The sequence below is a fragment of the Croceicoccus gelatinilyticus genome, from assembly GCF_018398395.1.
Classification (GTDB): Bacteria; Pseudomonadota; Alphaproteobacteria; order Sphingomonadales; family Sphingomonadaceae; genus Croceicoccus; species Croceicoccus gelatinilyticus.
This window is the reverse complement of the sequence record NZ_JAHCBF010000014.1, coordinates 18,255-37,207: the sequence shown is the minus strand read 5'-3', so window position 1 is coordinate 37,207 and position 18,953 is coordinate 18,255. Positions and strand designations below refer to the sequence as shown.

Sequence of the window (18,953 nt, the reverse complement as noted above, 5' to 3'; positions counted from 1 at the left end):
CGCCACTCCCCCCGGCATGTAACACGATGGCCTGGTTTTACGCCGCCGAATGGCCGACTTTTGCTCCGCCGTTGACAGCCGAAGCCGCTGCGGCGAAGACGAGCGAGGTCGCCGCGTTCGAACGCAAGCGCCCGAGCCGCAAGCCGTTCCCCGAACATCTGCCCCGCGAACGCATCGTCATTCCCGCGCCCTGTTCGTGCCCGTCCTGCGGCGGCGCGCGCCTGTCGAAGCTGGGAGAGGATATCACCGAGACGCTGGAAGTAATCCCGCGCCAGTGGAAGGTGATCCAGACGGTGCGCGAGAAATTCTCCTGCCGGGACTGCGAGACGATTACGCAGCCCCCGGCGCCGTTCCATGTCGTGCCGCGCGGATGGGCCGGGCCCAGCTTCCTCGCCATGCTCTTGTTCGAGAAGTACGGTCAGCACCAGCCCCTCAACCGGCAGGCCGAGCGCTTCGCCCGCGAAGGCGTAGCGCTCAGCACCTCGACATTGGCCGATCAGGTCGGCGCCGCAACATTCGCCCTCATGCCGCTCTACCGGCGGATCGAGGCCCATGTGTTGGCCGCAACCCGGCTGCACGGCGACGATACCACCGTGCCGGTCATGGCGAAGGGCAAGACCGATACGGCGCGCCTGTGGGTCTATGTGCGCGATGACCGGCCCTTTGCTGGCTCCGATCCGCCCGCAGCCCTGTTCCATTATTCGCGCGACCGGCGCGGCGAGCATCCGCGGGCGCATCTGGCGTCCTGGGCAGGGATTCTGCAGGCCGATGCCTATGGCGGCTACAACGAGCTTTACGCGCCCGGTCGTCAGCCGGCGCCCGTGATCGAGGCGGGCTGCTTCGCACATGCACGCCGGAAATTCTTCGAACTGGCCGATGTCGAGGGAGCCGCACGCAGAAGAAGCCGCGGCGAGCGCACCGGCATGATCTACCCGATCGCGCTGGAGGCCGTGCAGCGCCTCGATGCCCTGTTCGAAATCGAGCGCGGCATCAATGGCCAGACGGCAGGCGAGCGTGTTGCACTCCGGCAGGAACGCAGCGCGCCGCTGATGACGGATTTGCACACCTGGCTCACCGCGCAGCTCGCGAAGCTGTCGCGCAGCCATGATCTGGCCAAGGCCATCAACTACATGCTCCGGCGCTGGGATGCCTTCAGCCGCTTCCTCGATGATGGCCGGATCTGCATCACGAACAACGCTGCCGAGCGGGCGCTGCGCTGCGTGCCGCTTGGCCGCAAGGCATGGCTGTTCTGCGGTTCCGACCGCGGCGGACAGCGCGCGGCCGTGCTCTACACGCTGATCCAGACGGCCCGGCTCAACGACGTCGATCCGCAGGCGTGGCTGGCCGATGTTCTCGCGCGCATCGCCGGACATCCTGCCCACCGGATCGACGAACTGCTGCCCTGGAACTGGCGTGCGAACGCAGGAGTGCTATCGCAGGCGGCATGACCGCTCGATCCATGCAGAGGCCCACGGCCATCGACAGCTTCACGCAAATCGCAACGCTGCGCATCGACCTCAAGGAAAGCGATCCGCCGATCTGGCGGCAGGTCGAAGTGCCGACCTCGATCACCCTCAAGGTCCTGCATGATATCGTCCAGGCCGCGATGGGCTGGTTCGATTATCATCTCTGGGAGATGATGATCGACGGCCAGGCATACGGTATCCCGATGGATGACGACTGGGGCACTCCGCCGCCCAAAAATGCCTCGCGGGTTCGTCTGCGTGATGTCCTTTCCCCGGGCACCACCACGATCGCCTATTCCTACGACTTTGGTGACGACTGGCAGCACACGCTGACCCTGAGTGATGTTCGCCAGGGCGACCCGGCCATAGCCTACCCGCGCTTCATCACCGGCGAGCGCAATTGCCCGCCCGAAGATTGCGGCGGGATTAGCGGCTTCTACGAAATGCTCGATGCCAGGTCCGATCCCACGCACGAGGAACATGCTGACATCTGCCGATGGCTCGACGATTACGACCCGGAGGAACTGGATATCTTCCCCATCCAGGTCGCCCTCGGCCGTATCGCCGCCAAACGCAACGCCGCCGCAAAGCGCATCATCTCGAAAAAGGGCTCCTAGCCATCACGCTGCGGTCCTCACCGGATGGGTACCATAAAACGCCAGCTCTTTGCGCAACATGGCCATTCTTTAGATTAGGTGCTTGTAGCTTAACCGGGCTCTTGCTGTTGATGCATCCACTGGCGGAGATTTCTGATAATTTCGAAAAAAGATCAGAGTTCTGTCAGTGCAGAATGATTTGTCCCGCAGAGGCAAGACCAATCTGTAGCCGCTAGAGGGGCTAATGATAGCCAAGCTAGGTAGGCGGTTGGGCACTGCCATCTAACGAGCTCGGCTATCGGTCCAGAAGTACGCCAACCTGAGATCTGGTCGCGTTACACCGGGCAAAGGCTAGGTCGGTAATTCCGTTTAAGCTTGGGGAGGGAGCGTCCAAATCTATCGATCATGTTGGGACTTGATGCGCGATGTGCTTCAACACTGAAGCTAAGGAAATGGACGACCGCTTCATGAAGAATTTGGTCAAATTTGATTCCTACAAAGCGCTCTTTTTGCCAAACGACAGTCCCAGAGAACCGAATGCCGCCATCGACCTTCAAATTGACGTACACGCCTGTGTCAAACCGTTGAGACGTTTGAAGCTTGCAGCCGCCTTTTGATATATCACAGAGGCGAGCATTGAACTGCCGGCCGAAAGAGCGTCCCTCCAGCAGTCGGTCCGAGCGTACGCGGTCGAACGCTCTTACGACAATTGTTTTTGAAGGTGAGCGAATTGCTTGCATTTCGTTACTCTCAGGAATTTGACCGAAGGCATATTCGAGATCAGCGGTATCTTTCCGCAGCTCCGATTTAAATTACAATAATTTAGACGTATTCAAACTTCCTCGACGAATAGCCTAAATGACAAATTAACTGTAATTTTTTGCCTATTTTTGTGCAATCTCCAGGGATGGATAGCGAGCGCAAGATGGCTTTTTGGGTTTTCGTTCAGGCATCTACGCCGCGATCGAGACTTGGTGCGATCCGCCTTTTGCGCTATCGGACGGGCGTCCAAAGTAAAATCCCTGCCCAATGTCGCATCCTAATTCTGATATCCAATCTGCGGTGCCAATATCCTCGATTCCTTCCACTACTACTTTCAATCCAAGATTGTGCGCCATCGAAGTGATGCTTCGCACTACTTTTTGTTGATTTTCATTTGACTTCAACATGTGTACCAGAGATCGATCTATTTTTATGATTTGAATATCGAAGTCGCTCAGGATTTTCATTGATGATAGCCCTACGCCAAAATTATCGACTGCGACTTTAATGTCAGCGCAATTTAGCTCGTGGATCAACTTTGTGGCAGAATCGATCTGAGATGTTATTGCATTTTCAGTCATTTCGATGACGAGTCTCTCAGGCGAAATTCCGGCCTCCGCTAGTACGGTCACAATATTTTTCACCAAAGAATCTTCCTCGAACTGAGTAGCGGATAGATTCAAAGAGAGTGAATATTGCTCCGGGCAGGAACTAATCTCACGAGATGCTTGGCGAAGGATATTAAAAAACAATTCATTAATAATTCCGTTATTTTCGGCGATCCCAATGAATTCATCGGGCATGCGTAAAAATCCATCGTCTAGGCGCCAGCGTGCGAGAACTTCAAACCCCAAATTTTTCCCTGTTTTTAGGCAGACTAAGGGCTGGTAGTGCGGGGAAATATTCGGTCCACTAGCAGCGTGCTGCAATTGTTCGGCCAAGGAGCTGCTGTCTAGTCTGCGCTGCTCAGTGCTGGTTCTGAAAGTGATGAACTCATTGGTCAATTTCGACTTACACTTATAAAGTGCAGTGTCTGCTTGGCTCAGCAGGATGTCTACGTTAGTCCAGTTTTCACAAACCCATCTAGCTCCAATACTAGCGCCAACCCGCACAACATGTTGGCCGAGACGAAATGGCTGTCCAAAACTGGTCGAAATCATCTCTAAGGCTTTTCGCTCTTCGACTTCCGTCCTGATCTCCGGGATAAGCATAATGAACTCGTCACCACCAAGGCGCGCAACTGTCGCATCCGGCGGGCCGAGTTCTGAGAGTCGTGCCGCAACGGCGATCAATAGTTGATCACCAACGGCGTGGCCCCGAAGATCGTTCACTGCCTTAAATCGGTTCAGGTCGATTAGCGCGAGCAAGAAAGGACTTTGCTTTCCTGCTGTCGCAGCTTCGTAAGCTAACCGAGAGAATCCCCGTCGGTTATAGAGCCTGGTTAGGGGGTCGCGTAATGCCAAATCATTTGCGATCCGCTCCGCTTCCACACGATTCTTTAGTTCTCGAAGGGCATCTTTAAGTCTTCGAACCGCGAAAGCGGTAATCGCTACGGGAAGAATCATCAGCGTCGCAAAAATTTCGTCAAATTCCCACGCTTCGTGCTCCTGCGATAGCTCGACGAGATGATCAAATGCGTCAACCTGCACGCACAGCGCGTAGATGGCTATCGCAACCGCTCCGATGGCAAGCGCATCCAATTTGGCGGCTCGTACCATTCTTTTTTTTGTATTTTGCATATCGCCCCTAGTGCAGTTCTCGATCCTTCTCTGACTCTGGAATGGTAAATTTGAGCTTAAAGTTTGATCTTGGGCGGAAAGTTTGATTTTTTAGGGATGCCGCTGGCTCAATCGTCGGCAATTTAAGGCGCGGGCAATGGGTCTGGCATTGAGGGCGCGGATTTCAAAGTGCTGTTCGGACCTCGCCGAAGTCGCGATCAGGCATTCGAAATCTTCAGCGGGGTGAGGACGCTCCCGTCTGGAAAATGGCCAGACCGGCGGGGGCTCCTTTATCTATGAGTGTCTTTGGCTTTGGCCGTTGGTCAACCCAGATCGCGGTATTGTTCAAGGACCCACCGAAGCGTCATATCTCTACTGCCGAGTGCTGCTGACACTACGCTGCGTTAAGGTAACTCCATTGATAAGCAATTCTGAGAGCGGCTGATGCGCCGCTCACCACGATGCTCAACATCAACAAAACCGAATCGGGCTATAGTACCATCCGGTCGCCCGCTTCGACGGGATTTATGACGAAAAACGATCACGATCCGGGTGTATCGCGGCACGGCGACGGAAGCTGTCAATGGATTGTTTACCTTAGAGGTTTCGGTAATCCGCGACAAATCAATATCTCAAACTAAAGGCCTACAACTTAAGTTTGCATATTAACGATTTGGTAGGGCGGTCCGTATCAGTTTCAGGCCAACACTTATTGGAGGCCGAGCAATGACTTTTCAAAACCATGCGTCTTTTCCCGGAGTTGAACGCCGTCGCGACGATGATAGTCGGACGCTTACAGTCTACCGACCCTGCGCTTTAGAGATCGGCGAGTGCCTATATCCTGGTCTAGTTCGAAACGTTTCTGAATATGGCGCGCAGATCGAGATTTTTGGTGATTTCGAGGATGGAGCCTCAATCATCTACGACGATGGTGTCAGGGGCGCGATCGAAGGTCATATTCTTTGGCGTAAGGGAGGGCTTTACGGCATTCGAAACGTTGCGAGGGCTTCTGTGTATACTGAGCGCTATTTTGAGCGCGGGAACAGCTACAGAAGCATTCGAATCCCTGTTGAACTTGCATCCACCGCATGGATTGAGGGGCAGGCCAAGTCGTCGGTCGTATCGAATATCTCGCTTTCGGGCGCGCAGATTGACGGCCTCATACCAGCTGACCTTAAGGTGGGTTCGCTTTGCACTATCAAGGTTGCATCGGTGGGTGAAGTTGCTTGCACGGTGCGCTGGGTAGGACCGAAATCATTTGGTGTTAAGTTTTCCAAAAGCCTAAACATCAAGCAGCTTTCTGAAATTCTTAATGCGGTCAGGCAGGCTAAGTCCGCAAGCACGGCGCTGGCAGCCTAGGGCGGCCAGTCAAATATCACCCGTAGATTCTCGATATATGCATTGAACGGCTTTATTTAGCTGTTCAATGCATTCTTTTGATAATCGGATAACTTCTAACTTGCTACTGGCCGCGTGCGAGATTGGTGTCGTAAGAAATTTTATGTTTTCCGCAATATATCGCGCTCCGATCATACCAGCGGAGCCACGGATAGAATGCTCTTCATCTGCCGTTATAGAGTGTTTCATGTCGTTTCCGAAGAACGGTGAGGCGACTAGGATTTCGAAATCATTTCTAAAAGCTTCGACGAGGCGAAGCATTTCATTCTCGTCGAGAAACTCGCAATGTTGCTTGATCACATTGGCGTCAATGAGCGCACGGCAATGGTCTGTGTTCGAGCCTTGCAAGGGATGGCCTTTCTCAAATCTTGAAGGACGATTGGGAAGTGGAGTAAGGGCCCTAAATGGTTAAAGTTCTGATAGCAGATGATCATCCAATGTGTGTCGCGGCCCTTCAAATGGCGGTTTCGCGCGTTGCCGGGAACGCAGAGGTGCGTGTCACTGATACCCTGGCGGGTGTCGTCGTAGAACTTTCACGCGGTCAGCCGGATTTGATCCTGCTGGATCTTGGTCTACGTGACAGCGTTGGCTTGGACACTTTAACAAAGCTGGTTGCCCTGACAGACACTCCCATAATCTCCGTGACTGGCGATGAGCAATCTGAGCTGCCACTCTGGGCGAAGAAGGTGGGTGCTAAGGGCTTTATCGAGAAGCGCTCCTCATTTCCGGAAATGGCAGAAGCTATCGATGTCGTTCTAAAAGGTGGGGAGTGGTTCCCCTTATCCACTTATACTGGGCTAGATGTCGAAGGCGGGAAGGAATTTTCCGAAGGGCAGATTGCGGACCCAGCTCCAGAATGTCCGATAGGCAACCTTACAAAAGCCCAGCTGGCTGTTTTACATCTCGCTAGCAAAGGCCTTTCCAATGAAGAAATTGGCCGAGATCTGTCGATCAAGTTGGCTACGGTCAAAAGTCACATGCATTCAATTTTTAAGAATTTGGGAGTGAAGCGCCGTACTCAGGCTATCAGTATTTATTCTCAATTTGAAGAATTATAGTTCGAAGGTCTGAAATTAATGGTTGCAACCGATTTTGACGCTCCAGTCATACTTATAGACAGTGATGATAGGCGTCGATCTGAAATTAGAAAGATGTTTAGTAATCAATTTAGGGTCGATCCGCTTGATTGCGCTGACGAAATCGGTTCTAATCCATTAAAAGCAAAGTTATATCTTGTTAGTGATGAACAGGGAAATTTTGAGAAATTAATCCAGATTTTCCTTGTTTACGGGGAATTTGCTCCAGTTGTTCTCTACTCGGAGGTGATATGTGCCGAGAGGGTCGTGCGCTGTTCTCGGGACGGTGCGATTGCCTATTTGGCATATCCATTTTCCGATATTGGATCCCCCCACGATTTCATAAACAAGTATGCGAAGCCTTCTTCGGACCTTTCCTATTTTCAAAAGCGCAGTCGGTCACAGAAAGCTCTGAAAGTCTTGACGCCGCGTGAGATTGAGGTCCTCATGGGCTTGTGCGAAGGGCGAACAGCATTAGAGGTCGCGGAGAAATTGCGATTAAGCCCCAAAACTGTTGATGCACATCGTACCAAAATGTTGAAGAAGCTTGGTGTAAATTCGATTGTGGCGGTGCGAATGGCGGCAGAGGCTGGATGGACTTTGACATCCCCCATAATCTCACGGTCTGCGGCTGACGGATCCGGTGACTACGAATATAACGTCGCTTGAATTGCATCTTAGAGTAAGCAGATGTCGCTTTGGGCAACTAGGGACATTGAAAAAATTTAGCGGGTCCAAAAAATGTTTTCAGATTGGTGGCAGTTGCTTAGAAATAACTGGGAGGCATTTACAATTGCTACGATAGTAATCGTTGCTTGGGTAAATGCAATTCTCATATTTTTTCGATAAAACAATTTTTTCAATGAGGCTTGAGCGGAGGCCGGCGTGAAGACCGCCGACCTGGCTCGGCAGCATCGTGTATCCGAGGTAACGATCTACAACTGGAAGGCCAAGTATGGCGGGCTGGAAGTATCCGAGGCGAGGCGCCTGCGGACACTCGAGGCCGAGGACGCGAAGCTCAAACGGCTTCTGGCCGATGCGATGCTGGACCATTCTGCGTTGAAGGATCTTCTGGCAAAAAAGTTCTGACGCCCGCCAGCAAGCGGAAAGTTGTCGCTCATCTCCAGGTATGTCACGGGATGAGGGAACGGCGGGCGCGCCGTGTCATCGAAGCCGGTCGCAAGAGCGTACGTTACCGTTCCGCTCTGGACGATGATGCTGGTCTGCGCGAGAAGCTGAGCGAACTGGCCAACCAGCGTCGCCGGTTCGGCTATCGGCGTCTGCATATCCTGCTGCGCCGGGAGGGGATCATGATTAACCGCAAGAAGACCCGGAGGCTCTACCGTGAGGAAGGGCTGGCGGTCAGGCGAAGAGGCAGCCGCAGGCGTGCTGTCGGCACGAGAGCACCTGCTCCGGTTCCGGCGCTGCCGAACCAGCGCTGGAGCCTTAGACTTCGTTCACGACCAAATGGCTTCGCGAAGACGGTTCCGCGTGCTCAACATGGTCGATGACGTGACCAGGGAGTGCCTGGCAGCGGTGCCGGACAAAACGATCTCGGGTCGCCGGGTGGTGCGCGAGCTGATCGAGCTGATCGAACGGCGTGGCAAGCCCGGCATGACCGCCAGCAACAATGGCACCAAACTCACCAGCAAAGCCGTGCTGGCACGGTGCGGCGAGATCGGCGTGGAGTGGCATTATATCGCACCGGGAAGGCCGATGCAGAATGGCTATGTCGAGAGCTTCAACGGACGAATGCGCGACGAGCTTCCCAATGAGACCCTGTTCCTCAGCATGGCACATGCACGGGTCGAAATCGCCGCGTGGGTGGATGACTACAACCGGGAGAGGCCGCATTCCTCTCTCGACTACGAAACCCCGGCGGCATTCGCCGCCAAACTGGAAAAGCAATGGCCTGCTTCGCTACGCGCTACGGGCTCCGCTACGCAGGCCATTGCCTCAACCGCGCTCATGCGCAAAACAACTGCACGGCTCGCTTGGGGCAAGCTGGGGGGGGGCACGTCAGGGTGGGGGCTTGACGTAAATAAATGCGCTTGGGTAGCAATTCAGAGTTTTTCCATCGCTGGTCCAGTTCCGGCAATTGGCCCTAGGTTGGCGAAGCGTGGCAGTTGCCTTGCAAAGATCGCCGAAGCGGCGGTGGTCTTTTTGACCACAATGTTCGTTTAGACTTATTAACCCTCTCGCATTATTAGCTGTCGTTCGTTTTTTGCGCGCGATCTCGAGAGTTATGGGGCAAATTGAATCGAAAGCTAACGTTTGGCGGGGGCTCCGCGCGATCGTCATGCGTGATATTGTTCTGTTAGCAGCCGCGTATTTCGTTGCCGGATATGTTGGTATCTCCATGGCGGTGCCCCCCGGCTATGCGACTATCGTCTGGCCTGCATCTGGCGTCGCTTTTTGTGCCTTGCTACTCCGGGGTAACAATTTGTGGCCGGGAATTTGGCTTGGTTCATTTCTCTTCAATACAGTCAGGTCTTACGACAGCTCATTTCCCTTTGAGCAAAGCCTCGTGCTGTTCGCTACCGCAGCTATTATAGGCGTCGGTGGCACCCTGCAGGCATATGTTGGATCATGGCTGGTCAGGCGTTCTGCCGATAGCATTGACCTTTCAGATTATAGGCAAACTCTTTCTGTCACCTTTAAGGTCATTGTTCTGCCGTGCCTTATTGCTCCTACCATCGGCGTAGCGGCTCTTCTCCTGACCGCTGCAATCGGTCTGGACTTGCTCCTAGACAACTGGCTCACTTGGTTCTCGGGGGACGTACTCGGCGTTGCGTTGATCTTTTCTGTTTTTGTACTTTCACGTTGGTCGCCAATCTCTCTGTTCTGGTCGGGACGCAAACTCCAAGGCGCTAGTCCGTGGGTTGCGACCAGCCTTGCTGTAACATTGCTCCTCACCTTCTACGCTTGGCAGTTTCTTTCTGAGCGAGAGTACCGTCAAGCGGATGAAGACTTCTCGGAAATGGCGGCGAACACCGACGAGGCATTGCGGTACCGCCTGCAGATTTATGAGCGAGCGCTCGAAAGTGGCTCGAGTTTTGTCGCTCTGACTGGAGGCGCACGGCCTTCCGAATGGCGCGAATACGTAGAACGGATGAATATCAAGCAGTCATATCCTGGCATGCGTGGCTTCGGCATATTCGAGGAGGTCGCCGAAGAAAATTTTTCAACATTCCGCGATCGGTTTGCCAATGAATATGGCGCGAGGTTTGAGGTTCATCCTCGCGTACAGAGGGAAAAGCACTTTGTAATAACAAGAATCGAACCGCTGTCCGAAAACTTGGCTGCTCTCGGCCTAGACCTCGCATTTGAAGAGGGGCGGCGTGAAGCCATAGCGCTATCTACAACACAAAGAACGGCCGTTCTGACGCGTCCGATCGTGCTAGTGCAAGATACGCGCCAAGGGGCTGGCTTTTTGCTAATTCGTCCTGTTTTTAGTGCGGGCGAGCGCCCCACAGGCCAATGGATATATGCCCCTCTCGTGGCTGAAGAGCTCTTTAGTTCATTGACGCCGCAACAAGGATCGGATTTCGCCTTTGAAGTACTCCACCATGGTGCTGGCGGTCGGCATGAGCTCCTATACGCATCTGATGGCGTTGATGAGGCCTCACAATTCTCAATTCAGAGAGAGATTACACTGGCAGGGCAACCATTCTTGTTGCGCTGGAAGAGCCTGCCCGCATTTGAGAGGCGATCGAGTTCGAGTGCCCCTACTGTTGTCCTTGTTAGTGGCTTGGCAATAACGTTTCTTCTCGGTGCACTATTAGTTACTTTTCTTAGGCGAGAAAGTCACGTTGTTCGTGAGGTCAGTGAGGCGACTGCAGAACTTGCGGAGCGTAACCGGATGCTTGAGTTGGCAGAGGCTACGGCACACATTGGTCATTGGCAGCTCAATCTCGAAACTAACGCCTTGCGATGGTCTGATGAGGTACACCGGCTTCATGGGCTAGAGCCTGGAAAGACACCGCATCTAGCAAATGCGATCGATTTTTATCATCCGGAGGACAGAAGTCTCGTAGAGGACGCAATCAATGAGGCGAAAGCCTCTCACACGTCGTACCAGTTCAAAGCTCGGCTGTTGCCTTTGAATGGCGAGGTGCGGCACGTCGAGGTGCGCGGGCGCGTCGAAAGGATGGGACTTCGGGGAGATCCGACTCTTATTGGAGTGATAATTGATCGAACCGATGAGACGTTAATGCGGTCGCAGCTGACCGCTTCGATCGAAGATGCACGCGCAGCTGACAAAGCTAAGTCAAGTTTTCTTGCAAACATGAGCCATGAGATCCGCACGCCGATGAACGGTGTTATCGGATTTGCGGAGTTGGCGCTTGCGGAAGAAAAGGATCCTGAACAAAAGAGGCGTCTGCGGATGATCGCAGAATCTAGCCAAGCGATGCTTCGGCTTCTGAACGATCTGTTAGATTTTGCCAAAATCGAGGCGAAGCAGATGGCGATCGTCAACGAGCCTACAGACCTTCGACATACCCTTCGAAGTTGCCAAAACCTCATGGAGCCGGTCGCGGAGAGAAAGGATCTTTCTCTAGTTCTTGAAGTCGACCCATCCATCCCTTCAGCCGTCCTTATCGACAAGATGCGATTGCGGCAGATTGTCCTCAATCTAGTAGGCAACGCACTTAAATTTACTGAAAAGGGTGAAGTGCGAATTTCAGCGTCACTACGGCGTGGTGAGTTTGATGGTTCTAATGATTTGCGTATTGTTGTTCAGGATACTGGCGTAGGCATTCCCAAGGATCGGCTGGAACGGATCTTCGATAAATTCAGCCAAGCGGACGAAACGACTTCTCGGCGCTACGGAGGAACTGGATTAGGGTTACCCATTAGTGCGCAACTGGCAGAGCTTATGGGAGGTTCACTGTGCGCTGACAGTATTCTTGGGCTCGGGGCTCGCTTTACTCTCGATCTCCCATTTGTCGAATGCAACGCCCAAGGAAGCGAATCTGCGCCATTGGTCGGCGAAGGATTATGTGATTCTCCCCAGCAACAGCGACTGAATATTTTGGTGGCTGAAGACAATCCGATCAACCAAGTTCTAATTAAGTCGATGGTCGAAAAGTCAGGCCATCATTGCACTGTTGCTAAGGATGGTAAGGAGGCGGTCGATGCCACCATCGACGCGGCGCGCAAAGACAAACCGTACGATATGGTCCTCATGGACATGCAAATGCCCGAAATGGATGGGCTAGAGGCCTGTGCGGAGATTAGGAAATTTGGGATCGGCGCAGAAACATTACCGATCATTGCTATAACCGCTAACGCGTATGCAGATGATATTCAACGTTGCACCGATGCAGGTATGCAAGCACATCTCGCGAAGCCCATACGCCTTGAGGCACTTCGTTCTATTATCACGAAATGGACTCCGAAATCGAACGATGAGGATAATAACGCGATGGGGCGTGAGCTTGCAGAGCCCATTGACCCGCGCCTGCAGTCGATGTTCGCAGAGAGGATCGCTGGCACACTCAAAGTCATCCAAGATGCGCTGCAAGCGGAATCGATAACTGGAGAGCGGAAAAAGGAGGTTAGTGATCAACTGCATCAAATAGCTGGGGTCGCTGCTTATTTTGGTGAACCTTCAGTCGGCGAGTTGTGTCGAATACATCATGAAAATCTCAAAGCTGGGTTAGATGCAGGAGAGGTTGTTGCCGTGTTCAGCGCGCTTCAGGAGCGCTTCTCGTCACTGCAAATATTGAAATAGCTATTTGGATTGAGCAGAAGCTCAGGTGGCCGTCGAACACATCGCGCGGGGAATGGCGGCGGGTGAATTCAACAATCGGATCCACAGCTGATTGGGGCCAAATCTGCTCTCAGGCGATCACGAGGAGGTCCGTAATGACTGGGGCGGGTCGTTTGCCGACAATCCGGTTTTCGTCCAACTTTGAAAAAAGCTGCCCGGCAGCAAACGACCCGATTGCGGACATTCCGAGGGCCGGGGGTGACTGCGGGTTACGTGCCTGTTAGGTGAGACCGCTAATGGCGATCGGAAGTTGATCAGCCTTCAGGAGAGTATGCGTGCTTTTTCACACCATGGTCGGATCGAACGACATTGAACGATCCAAGCGCTTCTACGACACGGTGCTCGGCATCTTGGGTGCAGGGGAAGGTACGCGGAACATCGCCGACAGCGGCCATACACGTCTGATCTACAATAACGGCAACGGAACCAACTTCATTGTCAGCCAGCCGATCAACGACGAACCGGCAAGCGTCGCCAACGGCAGTACCGTCGCCTTTTCCTGCGACTCGCCCGAGCAGGTGAAGCAGCTTCACGATACCGCCGTTGCCGCTGGCGGAACCTCGATCGAAGCTCCACCCGGACCGCGCGAAACTGCATCTATGGGCACCATCGAACTGGCCTATTTTCGTGATCCCGACGGCAACAAACTGTGCGGAATTCATTTTCCTGCCTGATCCGTCCTGCACGGGTCTGCTTCTAAACCTAGCGGACCTCGATCATGCGATCCCGTGAATGTCGACTTTCCACCCCATTGCTGACGTAGGGCTATCAATCCACGTAGCCTTAAGCTGACTGTCTGCTTCGGGGTTTCAACATGCCAAAACAGAAGCGTGTGAAAGGCAAGAGACGAGGAATTCTGCGGGTCGCGATGGTCGAAACTGGAATATCTTTTTTGTCACAAACGCGACCGTTCAGGCATTGCTTTGGCGAAATGATCCTACTCTGTTCTAGTTTTTGGAGAAACTATTTTATCAAAGCTGGCGCCGAATCCCGCAGTTTTACGTGTGTAAATGGAAGAATTCTTTTGTCTCGCAACATGTTTTGTCTACCAACATGATATTAAGCGGTTAAGGTCATCAGTTCACAAAGCGGGCAGCGTGGGCGCTCCGACCAAGGGTCACACCAAGTTCCAGCCACGGGGGCATCGGGTTTCTATCACATTGGTGGGTTGTTGGCGCGATTGGCACAACATATGCTCGAGCGATAAAAATGAATTTTTGCTTTTCGAAAGCTCAAGGCGGTTGAGAGTAAGTCTGAGTGGGCAAGAGCCCTTTCTACGATCATCTGTTTGCCCTGTGATTGCTGCACGGGGCTCATCCTGTCTTTTATGGGCTGCTCATGGTTCCCCAACGGAGGGGGAGGGGCGCGATGCGGGGCAGCACAACCTTACGCCGGGGCGCACATCTTCCATCGCCGTTCCGATTTTTCGCGACGGCAAGTTCGAGGCCTCGCTTAGCCTGATCTATTTTGCCGCGGCCATGAAACAGGGGGAGGCAGTCGAACGCTATGTCGGCGACATGAAGGCGACCGCGCGCCTGATTACGGCCGAACTAAGCGCCGCGGAGATGCCGGATATCGAATTTCCCGTTTTCAACTGATCGCGAAGTGTCCGCCAACCGATAGATGGCCACAGAGCGAGAAACTCGGCGTCCTCATGCGGCGGCGCTGAAGCGCTGTGCCAGCATCGTGCGAGCAAATAGAACGGATCTGACCTGAATGGACCATCGCATCGCACTGATAAATAGCGGCAACCCAGTTTTCCGGGCAGGTCGCTGACTGTGGCTTGGGGATCGGTCATCGTTACGGGTGCGGCCTCAGGCATCGGCAAGGCGGTCAGTGACGCATTGGCCGATCAGGGTTGGCAAGTCGTGCGGACAGACGTCGCGGGTTCGGCCGACGCTCCTGAGTTAGAATCTCTTGATGTGACCGACGAAGGTGCGTGGGCCGATCTCGTCCAGCGTCTCGAAAGCGACGGTCCGATCGCAGGCCTTATCAATTGCGCGGGCATCGGCGGACTTGGTGCGGTCGACGAAATCACGATGGACGACTGGGACCGCGTGCTCGACGTCAACTTGCGCGGAACCGTGCTTGGCTGCAGGGCCGCGCTGGGCGCAATGAAGCCGCGCGGTAAAGGCGCGATCGTCAATGTCGGTTCGACATTCGGAATTACCGCCCGCAACGATTGTGCGGCATATGCCGTCAGCAAGGCGGCTGTCGTGCACCTGACACGCACGATGGCCGTGGACCTTGGCGACAATGGCGTGCGCGTAAATTGCATCTGCCCCGGCATCATCGAGACACCGATCCTCGGCCCGCTGACCGGGCAGGGGTACGAAGGCTTGTTGGAAGACAACCTTTCCGCCCACGCGCTACGCCGGATCGGTCAGCCCGAGGAAGTTGCTGCCATGGCTGCATTCCTGATGTCGGACGCCGCCAGCTACGTGACCGGCGCGATCATCCCTGTCGATGGCGGCTATACCGCAGGCAAGTGGGTCTGAGGGCAAAGGACACGCATTCCCGCACACACGAGGCACCAGGATAACCGCATGACGAGCTCTCCCAGAACGCTACACGGTCGCCTCGATTATTTCCGAGAAGACGGCAGCAATTGGGGGCGTGAGAATTTCTCGATCACCGAGTTCGCTGGGGGCAGAACCTATCGCGCGTGCCAGGAAATGGACGATCTCGGCATTTTTCGGGACGGAAACTGGTCCATGTCGCCGGAGATGGCGCCCCTTGAAGGCTTGTCCCGAGAAACCGTGGCCGGCCGTACCGTAGCGCACAGTTGGTTCCGTATCGACGGCGAGAATGCAGAGTTCGAAACCTTCGGGCCGGACAGCGGGCGAGCATCTCAGACCGTGAAGGCGCCCGATGCGATCGGTCATCTCGGGATCCACCTCATATTGAGCGACTGCATGGTATCTGCCGCCCGCGGCTTCAGCGATCCGGGCGCGTGGAAGACTGTGACGTGCCTGGCAAATTCACTCGACGGATATGGGCGCGGAACGTCCGAGGTTTTCGTGGTACAGCCCCAAATCCAGTACGTCGGGACCGAGCGTATTGGCGTGCCGGCAGGCGATTTTGACGGCGAACATTTCGTCGTGAAGTGGAGCGATGTCGTACCAACGCCATCACATTTCTGGGTGCTTCGCGACACTTTCATCCCCCTGCGCCTCGAAGGTGCCAGCGATCCAGTCACTTACGAACTGGCCGAGCTCAGTTAAGAGCTGGGAAATCGTGGTTTTTACCGATCGAAAGAGCGTTGCATGAGCCTTCCCACTCCTTTGATGAACCGGAAACGTGCAGAAGAAGTCATGCTCGCCAATGGCGTGGTCGCGATGGTCCTGTGCGATCCGACGAATATCTATCACGCGACCGGCTTTTGGCCGCAGACGGTGGCCATGGGGCAACTGGGCACGACACTCGCCGTCGTTCCTGCACGTAAGACTGCGCCGGTCATTTTGATAACCGGGCAGTTCCATCACTATTTGTTCGATCTGGACGAAGCGGGGGCTGACGGCCCGCTCGCCATTTACCTTTACACTTCGCCGTCCCCTGAACCCGAAGGTGGCGCTGCACCGCCGACATTCTTCCATCCCTATCCCGGAGGGACGCCCGATCCGTTCGAGCGCCTGACCAGAAGCAGCACCTTGCAGCAGCTACAGCGCAACCCTGCCTATGCTGGTATGCGTGAAGCGCTTGGCGATGCGCTGTCGGGTGGCGAGGCTGGTGGAATGGTCGCTTATGATATCGCTCTGCCTCCAGCCCTGCTGAACGATGATTTCAAGTGGTGCCTGGCAGACCCGATGCTGCGCCGGATCCGGATGATCAAGTCGCCACAAGAGATAGCGCTCATGCGGCGTGCTGCGGTTTCGAATGCCGAGGCGGCGGTTCAAAGCGTCCAGAAAATGAGTGCGGGCTGTAGCTACGATGATCTGAGGGCGGAATATTACGCAGAGACGGTAAGGCGAGGCGGTATCCCTCTGTTTCTCATGATCGATAGCGTCGCTTTCGAAAACAGCGACGGCAAGATCAGGGAGGGACGCTCCTTCATGATCGATGCCGTCAGCCATTATGCGCACTATCACGGTGATTTCGGCCGCACAGTATGCGTTGGCGAACCCGATCACGCTATGCGAAGCGCGATGGCAGCGGCCGCGGCGGCCAATGAAGCTATTGCCCGTACGCTGCGTCCAGGAATTCGATATCATGATGTCATGGTGGCCGGGCGGGACGCCATCAGGGAAGCTGGCCTGAAGATGGCCACCCCGTCCTCACCGCACAGTATCGGCCTGTTTCACACCGACGAAGCGTTCAAGGGCGATGTGCTTCATTTCGCAAAAGATGATCATCTTATCGAGAAGGACATGATCCTGAGCGTCGATTGCCCCATTCTCGAAACGGATATCGGCGGAACGGTCCATTTAGAAGATCTTTGGCTGATAACTGAGGATGGTTGCGAGGTGCTGAATGACACCTCGGAGCCAGTTATCAGGATTTGATGCCTTCGCGCCCGCCAAGTGCGAAGCTGGGAAAGGGCGATGTGGATTGGCTGTCGATCGGCGATCAGTTGAAGGCATTGAAGATCACCTGACACAGCGCCGTTTGCGTTATTGAACCATCCTCATATACTGCGCCGCGATAAGAGAGAGGATCGCGATGCGGGCATGGGTAACCCATGACTATGGCGACATGCGCCTTGAAGACGTGCCCGATCCGCGGCCCAAGCCCGGCTGGGTGCGGGTCAGGATCCTGACCGCGCAGCCCAGCATCACCGAAATCCTGCTGTTTCAGGGTGAGCGCAGCTATGGCCACGACATCATTGCGCGGCGGCTTCGCGAAGGGCCGGTGCAATTGTTCGGCCACGAATTTTCCGCGCAAGTCGTCGAACTAGGCGAAGGCGTGACAAGCCTTGCCGTCGGCGACCGGGTCACTGCTCGCGGGTCGCATCCCGAAGGCATCGTCGGCTTCGACTATCCCGGCGCCTTTGCCGAAGAGGGGGTATTTCCCGAAACCCTGCTGGCAAGGCTGCCGCCATCGGTCAGCGATAGTGCGGCCGCGGCGATACAGGCGCTGACCGATTGCGTCGCCGCGGCCCACGCCGCTGGCCCGACGCTTGAGGACACGTCCGTCGTTATCGGTCTTGGCGCGATGGGCTTCGGCTGCCTTCAGGCCGCGCGCGCAGCCGGCGCGGGGCGCACGATCGCGGTCGGGCGGCGGGCAGAGGCTCTGGAACTGGCATTGCAGCTGGGCGCCGACGCGGTCGTCGACGCGAGGGAGCAGGACCCGGTCGAAGCCGTGCTGGAACTGACCGGCGGGCGCGGTGCGGACATCGTCTTCGAATGTGCGGGCGGCCCCGTGTCGCGCGGGCTGGCAGGCAATGCAAGAATGGTCCAGGCCGCACAGATGACGCGGCCCGAAGGACAGGTGATCGGTCTTGCCTTCGATGGCGATGCCGCCGTCCTGCCCTATGCCGATTTCCGGTTCCGCAGCATCCGTTTCAGCTTCCCTGCCATCCTTACTCGCTCTCTGTTCGAACGGACGGTCGTGCTGGTTGGCACGGGGCGCATCGCGCTCGATCCGCTGATCGGCTGCACGCTGGAGGGGATCGAGGCCTTGCCGGAAGCTTTCGCCATGACACTCGACAAGGGGCGGCATGGCCTCGTCAATCCGGCCCAGATCAGGATCAGCACACCCGAGGAGATCGCATGAACGACAAGGCCCACGCGCACCACCTGTTTCAGAACATCTACTACGGCCACGTCGACAAGGGCGACATGGATACCGCCGTCACCGCCTTTCACCCCGATGTGGACTGGAGCCACGCCCAGGTCTGGGCACACCACGAATTCGCACGCGGCGAGCCCAGCCGCATCCATGGCCGCGCTGCGGTTCACGACCTGCTGAGCGCGCGCGTCGAGAAGTTGAAGGATGCGAAGATCACGCACCACGTTTGCGAGATGGTCATGGAAGGCGACAAAGGGGCTTTCCTCGGCGCTGTTCGCGGCCCCGGTCCTGACAAGCACTTCATGGTCTGGTTCGAACTGACCGACGGTTACGTCAGCCGCTACGACCTGCGTCCGCTCTGATCGGGCGGGTTTCGGCCAGCCGGGTGCCGAGATCATGAGGCTCGCAGTCTTGATATACATCCCCGGCTTCGA

General features: G+C 55.4%; 16 protein-coding genes and 1 pseudogene. 14 read left to right on the top strand and 3 right to left on the bottom strand.

Translation table 11 applies throughout. The annotated features are described in order from the left end of the window. Both tnpC and KIH45_RS17750 read left to right on the top strand, forming a co-directional pair. Nucleotides 1-1,448, top strand: a 1,448-nt coding sequence (tnpC, locus tag KIH45_RS17755) for an IS66 family transposase (RefSeq protein ID WP_225900028.1), incomplete at its 5' end; no start/stop codon positions are given. Beyond that, on the top strand, nt 1,445-2,083 hold the full coding sequence (locus KIH45_RS17750; protein WP_225900027.1) for a plasmid pRiA4b ORF-3 family protein: 639 nt from the start codon (nt 1,445-1,447) through the stop codon (nt 2,081-2,083). The genes tnpC and KIH45_RS17750, both read left to right, overlap by 4 nt. 314 nt (nt 2,084-2,397) lie before the next feature. Here the strand turns inward: KIH45_RS17750 and KIH45_RS19560 are convergent, their stop codons facing one another. Continuing rightward, the gene (locus KIH45_RS19560; protein WP_213177337.1) at nt 2,398-2,802 is read right to left on the bottom strand and encodes a PilZ domain-containing protein; all 405 of its coding nucleotides are present in this window, start codon (nt 2,800-2,802) and stop codon (nt 2,398-2,400) included. Nucleotides 2,803-3,015: 213 nt separating this feature from the next. Then, a complete protein-coding gene (locus KIH45_RS17740; RefSeq protein ID WP_213177336.1) occupies nt 3,016-4,524 on the bottom strand; it encodes a putative bifunctional diguanylate cyclase/phosphodiesterase in 1,509 nt (502 codons plus the stop codon). Between the two features lie 744 nt (nt 4,525-5,268). On the opposite strand from KIH45_RS17740, the gene KIH45_RS17735 reads away from it, so the two are divergent. Next, nucleotides 5,269-5,901 (top strand): PilZ domain-containing protein, encoded by a 633-nt coding sequence (locus tag KIH45_RS17735; protein WP_213177335.1) that lies wholly within the window; start codon nt 5,269-5,271, stop codon nt 5,899-5,901. A gap of 9 nt (nt 5,902-5,910) precedes the next feature. Here the strand turns inward: KIH45_RS17735 and KIH45_RS17730 are convergent, their stop codons facing one another. Continuing rightward, on the bottom strand, nt 5,911-6,288 hold the full coding sequence (locus tag KIH45_RS17730; RefSeq protein ID WP_213177334.1) for a hypothetical protein: 378 nt from the start codon (nt 6,286-6,288) through the stop codon (nt 5,911-5,913). 56 nt (nt 6,289-6,344) lie between these two features. Between KIH45_RS17730 and KIH45_RS17725 the strand changes: the two genes are divergently transcribed. From KIH45_RS17725 to KIH45_RS17675, 11 genes and pseudogenes are all read left to right on the top strand, one after another. After that, nucleotides 6,345-6,998: a response regulator transcription factor gene (locus KIH45_RS17725; protein ID WP_213177333.1), complete on the top strand. Its 654-nt coding sequence runs from the start codon at nt 6,345-6,347 to the stop codon at nt 6,996-6,998. Between the two features lie 18 nt (nt 6,999-7,016). Further along, nucleotides 7,017-7,685 (top strand): response regulator transcription factor, encoded by a 669-nt coding sequence (locus KIH45_RS17720; protein ID WP_213177332.1) that lies wholly within the window; start codon nt 7,017-7,019, stop codon nt 7,683-7,685. A gap of 207 nt (nt 7,686-7,892) precedes the next feature. Next, nucleotides 7,893-9,008, top strand: a pseudogene (locus KIH45_RS17715) (IS3 family transposase); the annotation flags it as partial. A gap of 307 nt (nt 9,009-9,315) precedes the next feature. Further along, nucleotides 9,316-12,753, top strand: coding sequence for a CHASE domain-containing protein (locus KIH45_RS17710; RefSeq protein WP_213177331.1), 3,438 nt, complete (start codon nt 9,316-9,318; stop codon nt 12,751-12,753). A 314-nt stretch (nt 12,754-13,067) separates the two neighbouring features. Further along, entirely contained in the window at nt 13,068-13,466 is a 399-nt protein-coding gene (locus KIH45_RS17705; RefSeq protein WP_066763442.1) for a VOC family protein, read from the top strand. Between the two features lie 621 nt (nt 13,467-14,087). Next, the gene (locus KIH45_RS17700) at nt 14,088-14,390 is read left to right on the top strand and encodes a hypothetical protein (RefSeq protein ID WP_213177330.1); all 303 of its coding nucleotides are present in this window, start codon (nt 14,088-14,090) and stop codon (nt 14,388-14,390) included. A gap of 180 nt (nt 14,391-14,570) precedes the next feature. Beyond that, entirely contained in the window at nt 14,571-15,290 is a 720-nt protein-coding gene (locus KIH45_RS17695; protein ID WP_213177329.1) for an SDR family NAD(P)-dependent oxidoreductase, read from the top strand. Nucleotides 15,291-15,338: 48 nt separating this feature from the next. Then, nucleotides 15,339-16,016: a hypothetical protein gene (locus tag KIH45_RS17690; RefSeq protein WP_213177328.1), complete on the top strand. Its 678-nt coding sequence runs from the start codon at nt 15,339-15,341 to the stop codon at nt 16,014-16,016. Nucleotides 16,017-16,058: 42 nt separating this feature from the next. Beyond that, nucleotides 16,059-17,294 (top strand): M24 family metallopeptidase, encoded by a 1,236-nt coding sequence (locus KIH45_RS17685; protein WP_213177327.1) that lies wholly within the window; start codon nt 16,059-16,061, stop codon nt 17,292-17,294. Nucleotides 17,295-17,451: 157 nt separating this feature from the next. After that, nucleotides 17,452-18,504 (top strand): zinc-dependent alcohol dehydrogenase, encoded by a 1,053-nt coding sequence (locus tag KIH45_RS17680; RefSeq protein WP_213177326.1) that lies wholly within the window; start codon nt 17,452-17,454, stop codon nt 18,502-18,504. Beyond that, nucleotides 18,501-18,881 carry a nuclear transport factor 2 family protein gene (locus tag KIH45_RS17675; RefSeq protein WP_213177325.1) on the top strand — a complete coding sequence of 127 codons (381 nt, stop codon included), beginning with the start codon at nt 18,501-18,503 and terminating at the stop codon, nt 18,879-18,881. The genes KIH45_RS17680 and KIH45_RS17675 overlap by 4 nt, the downstream gene beginning before the upstream one ends. Nucleotides 18,882-18,953 lie beyond the last annotated feature (72 nt).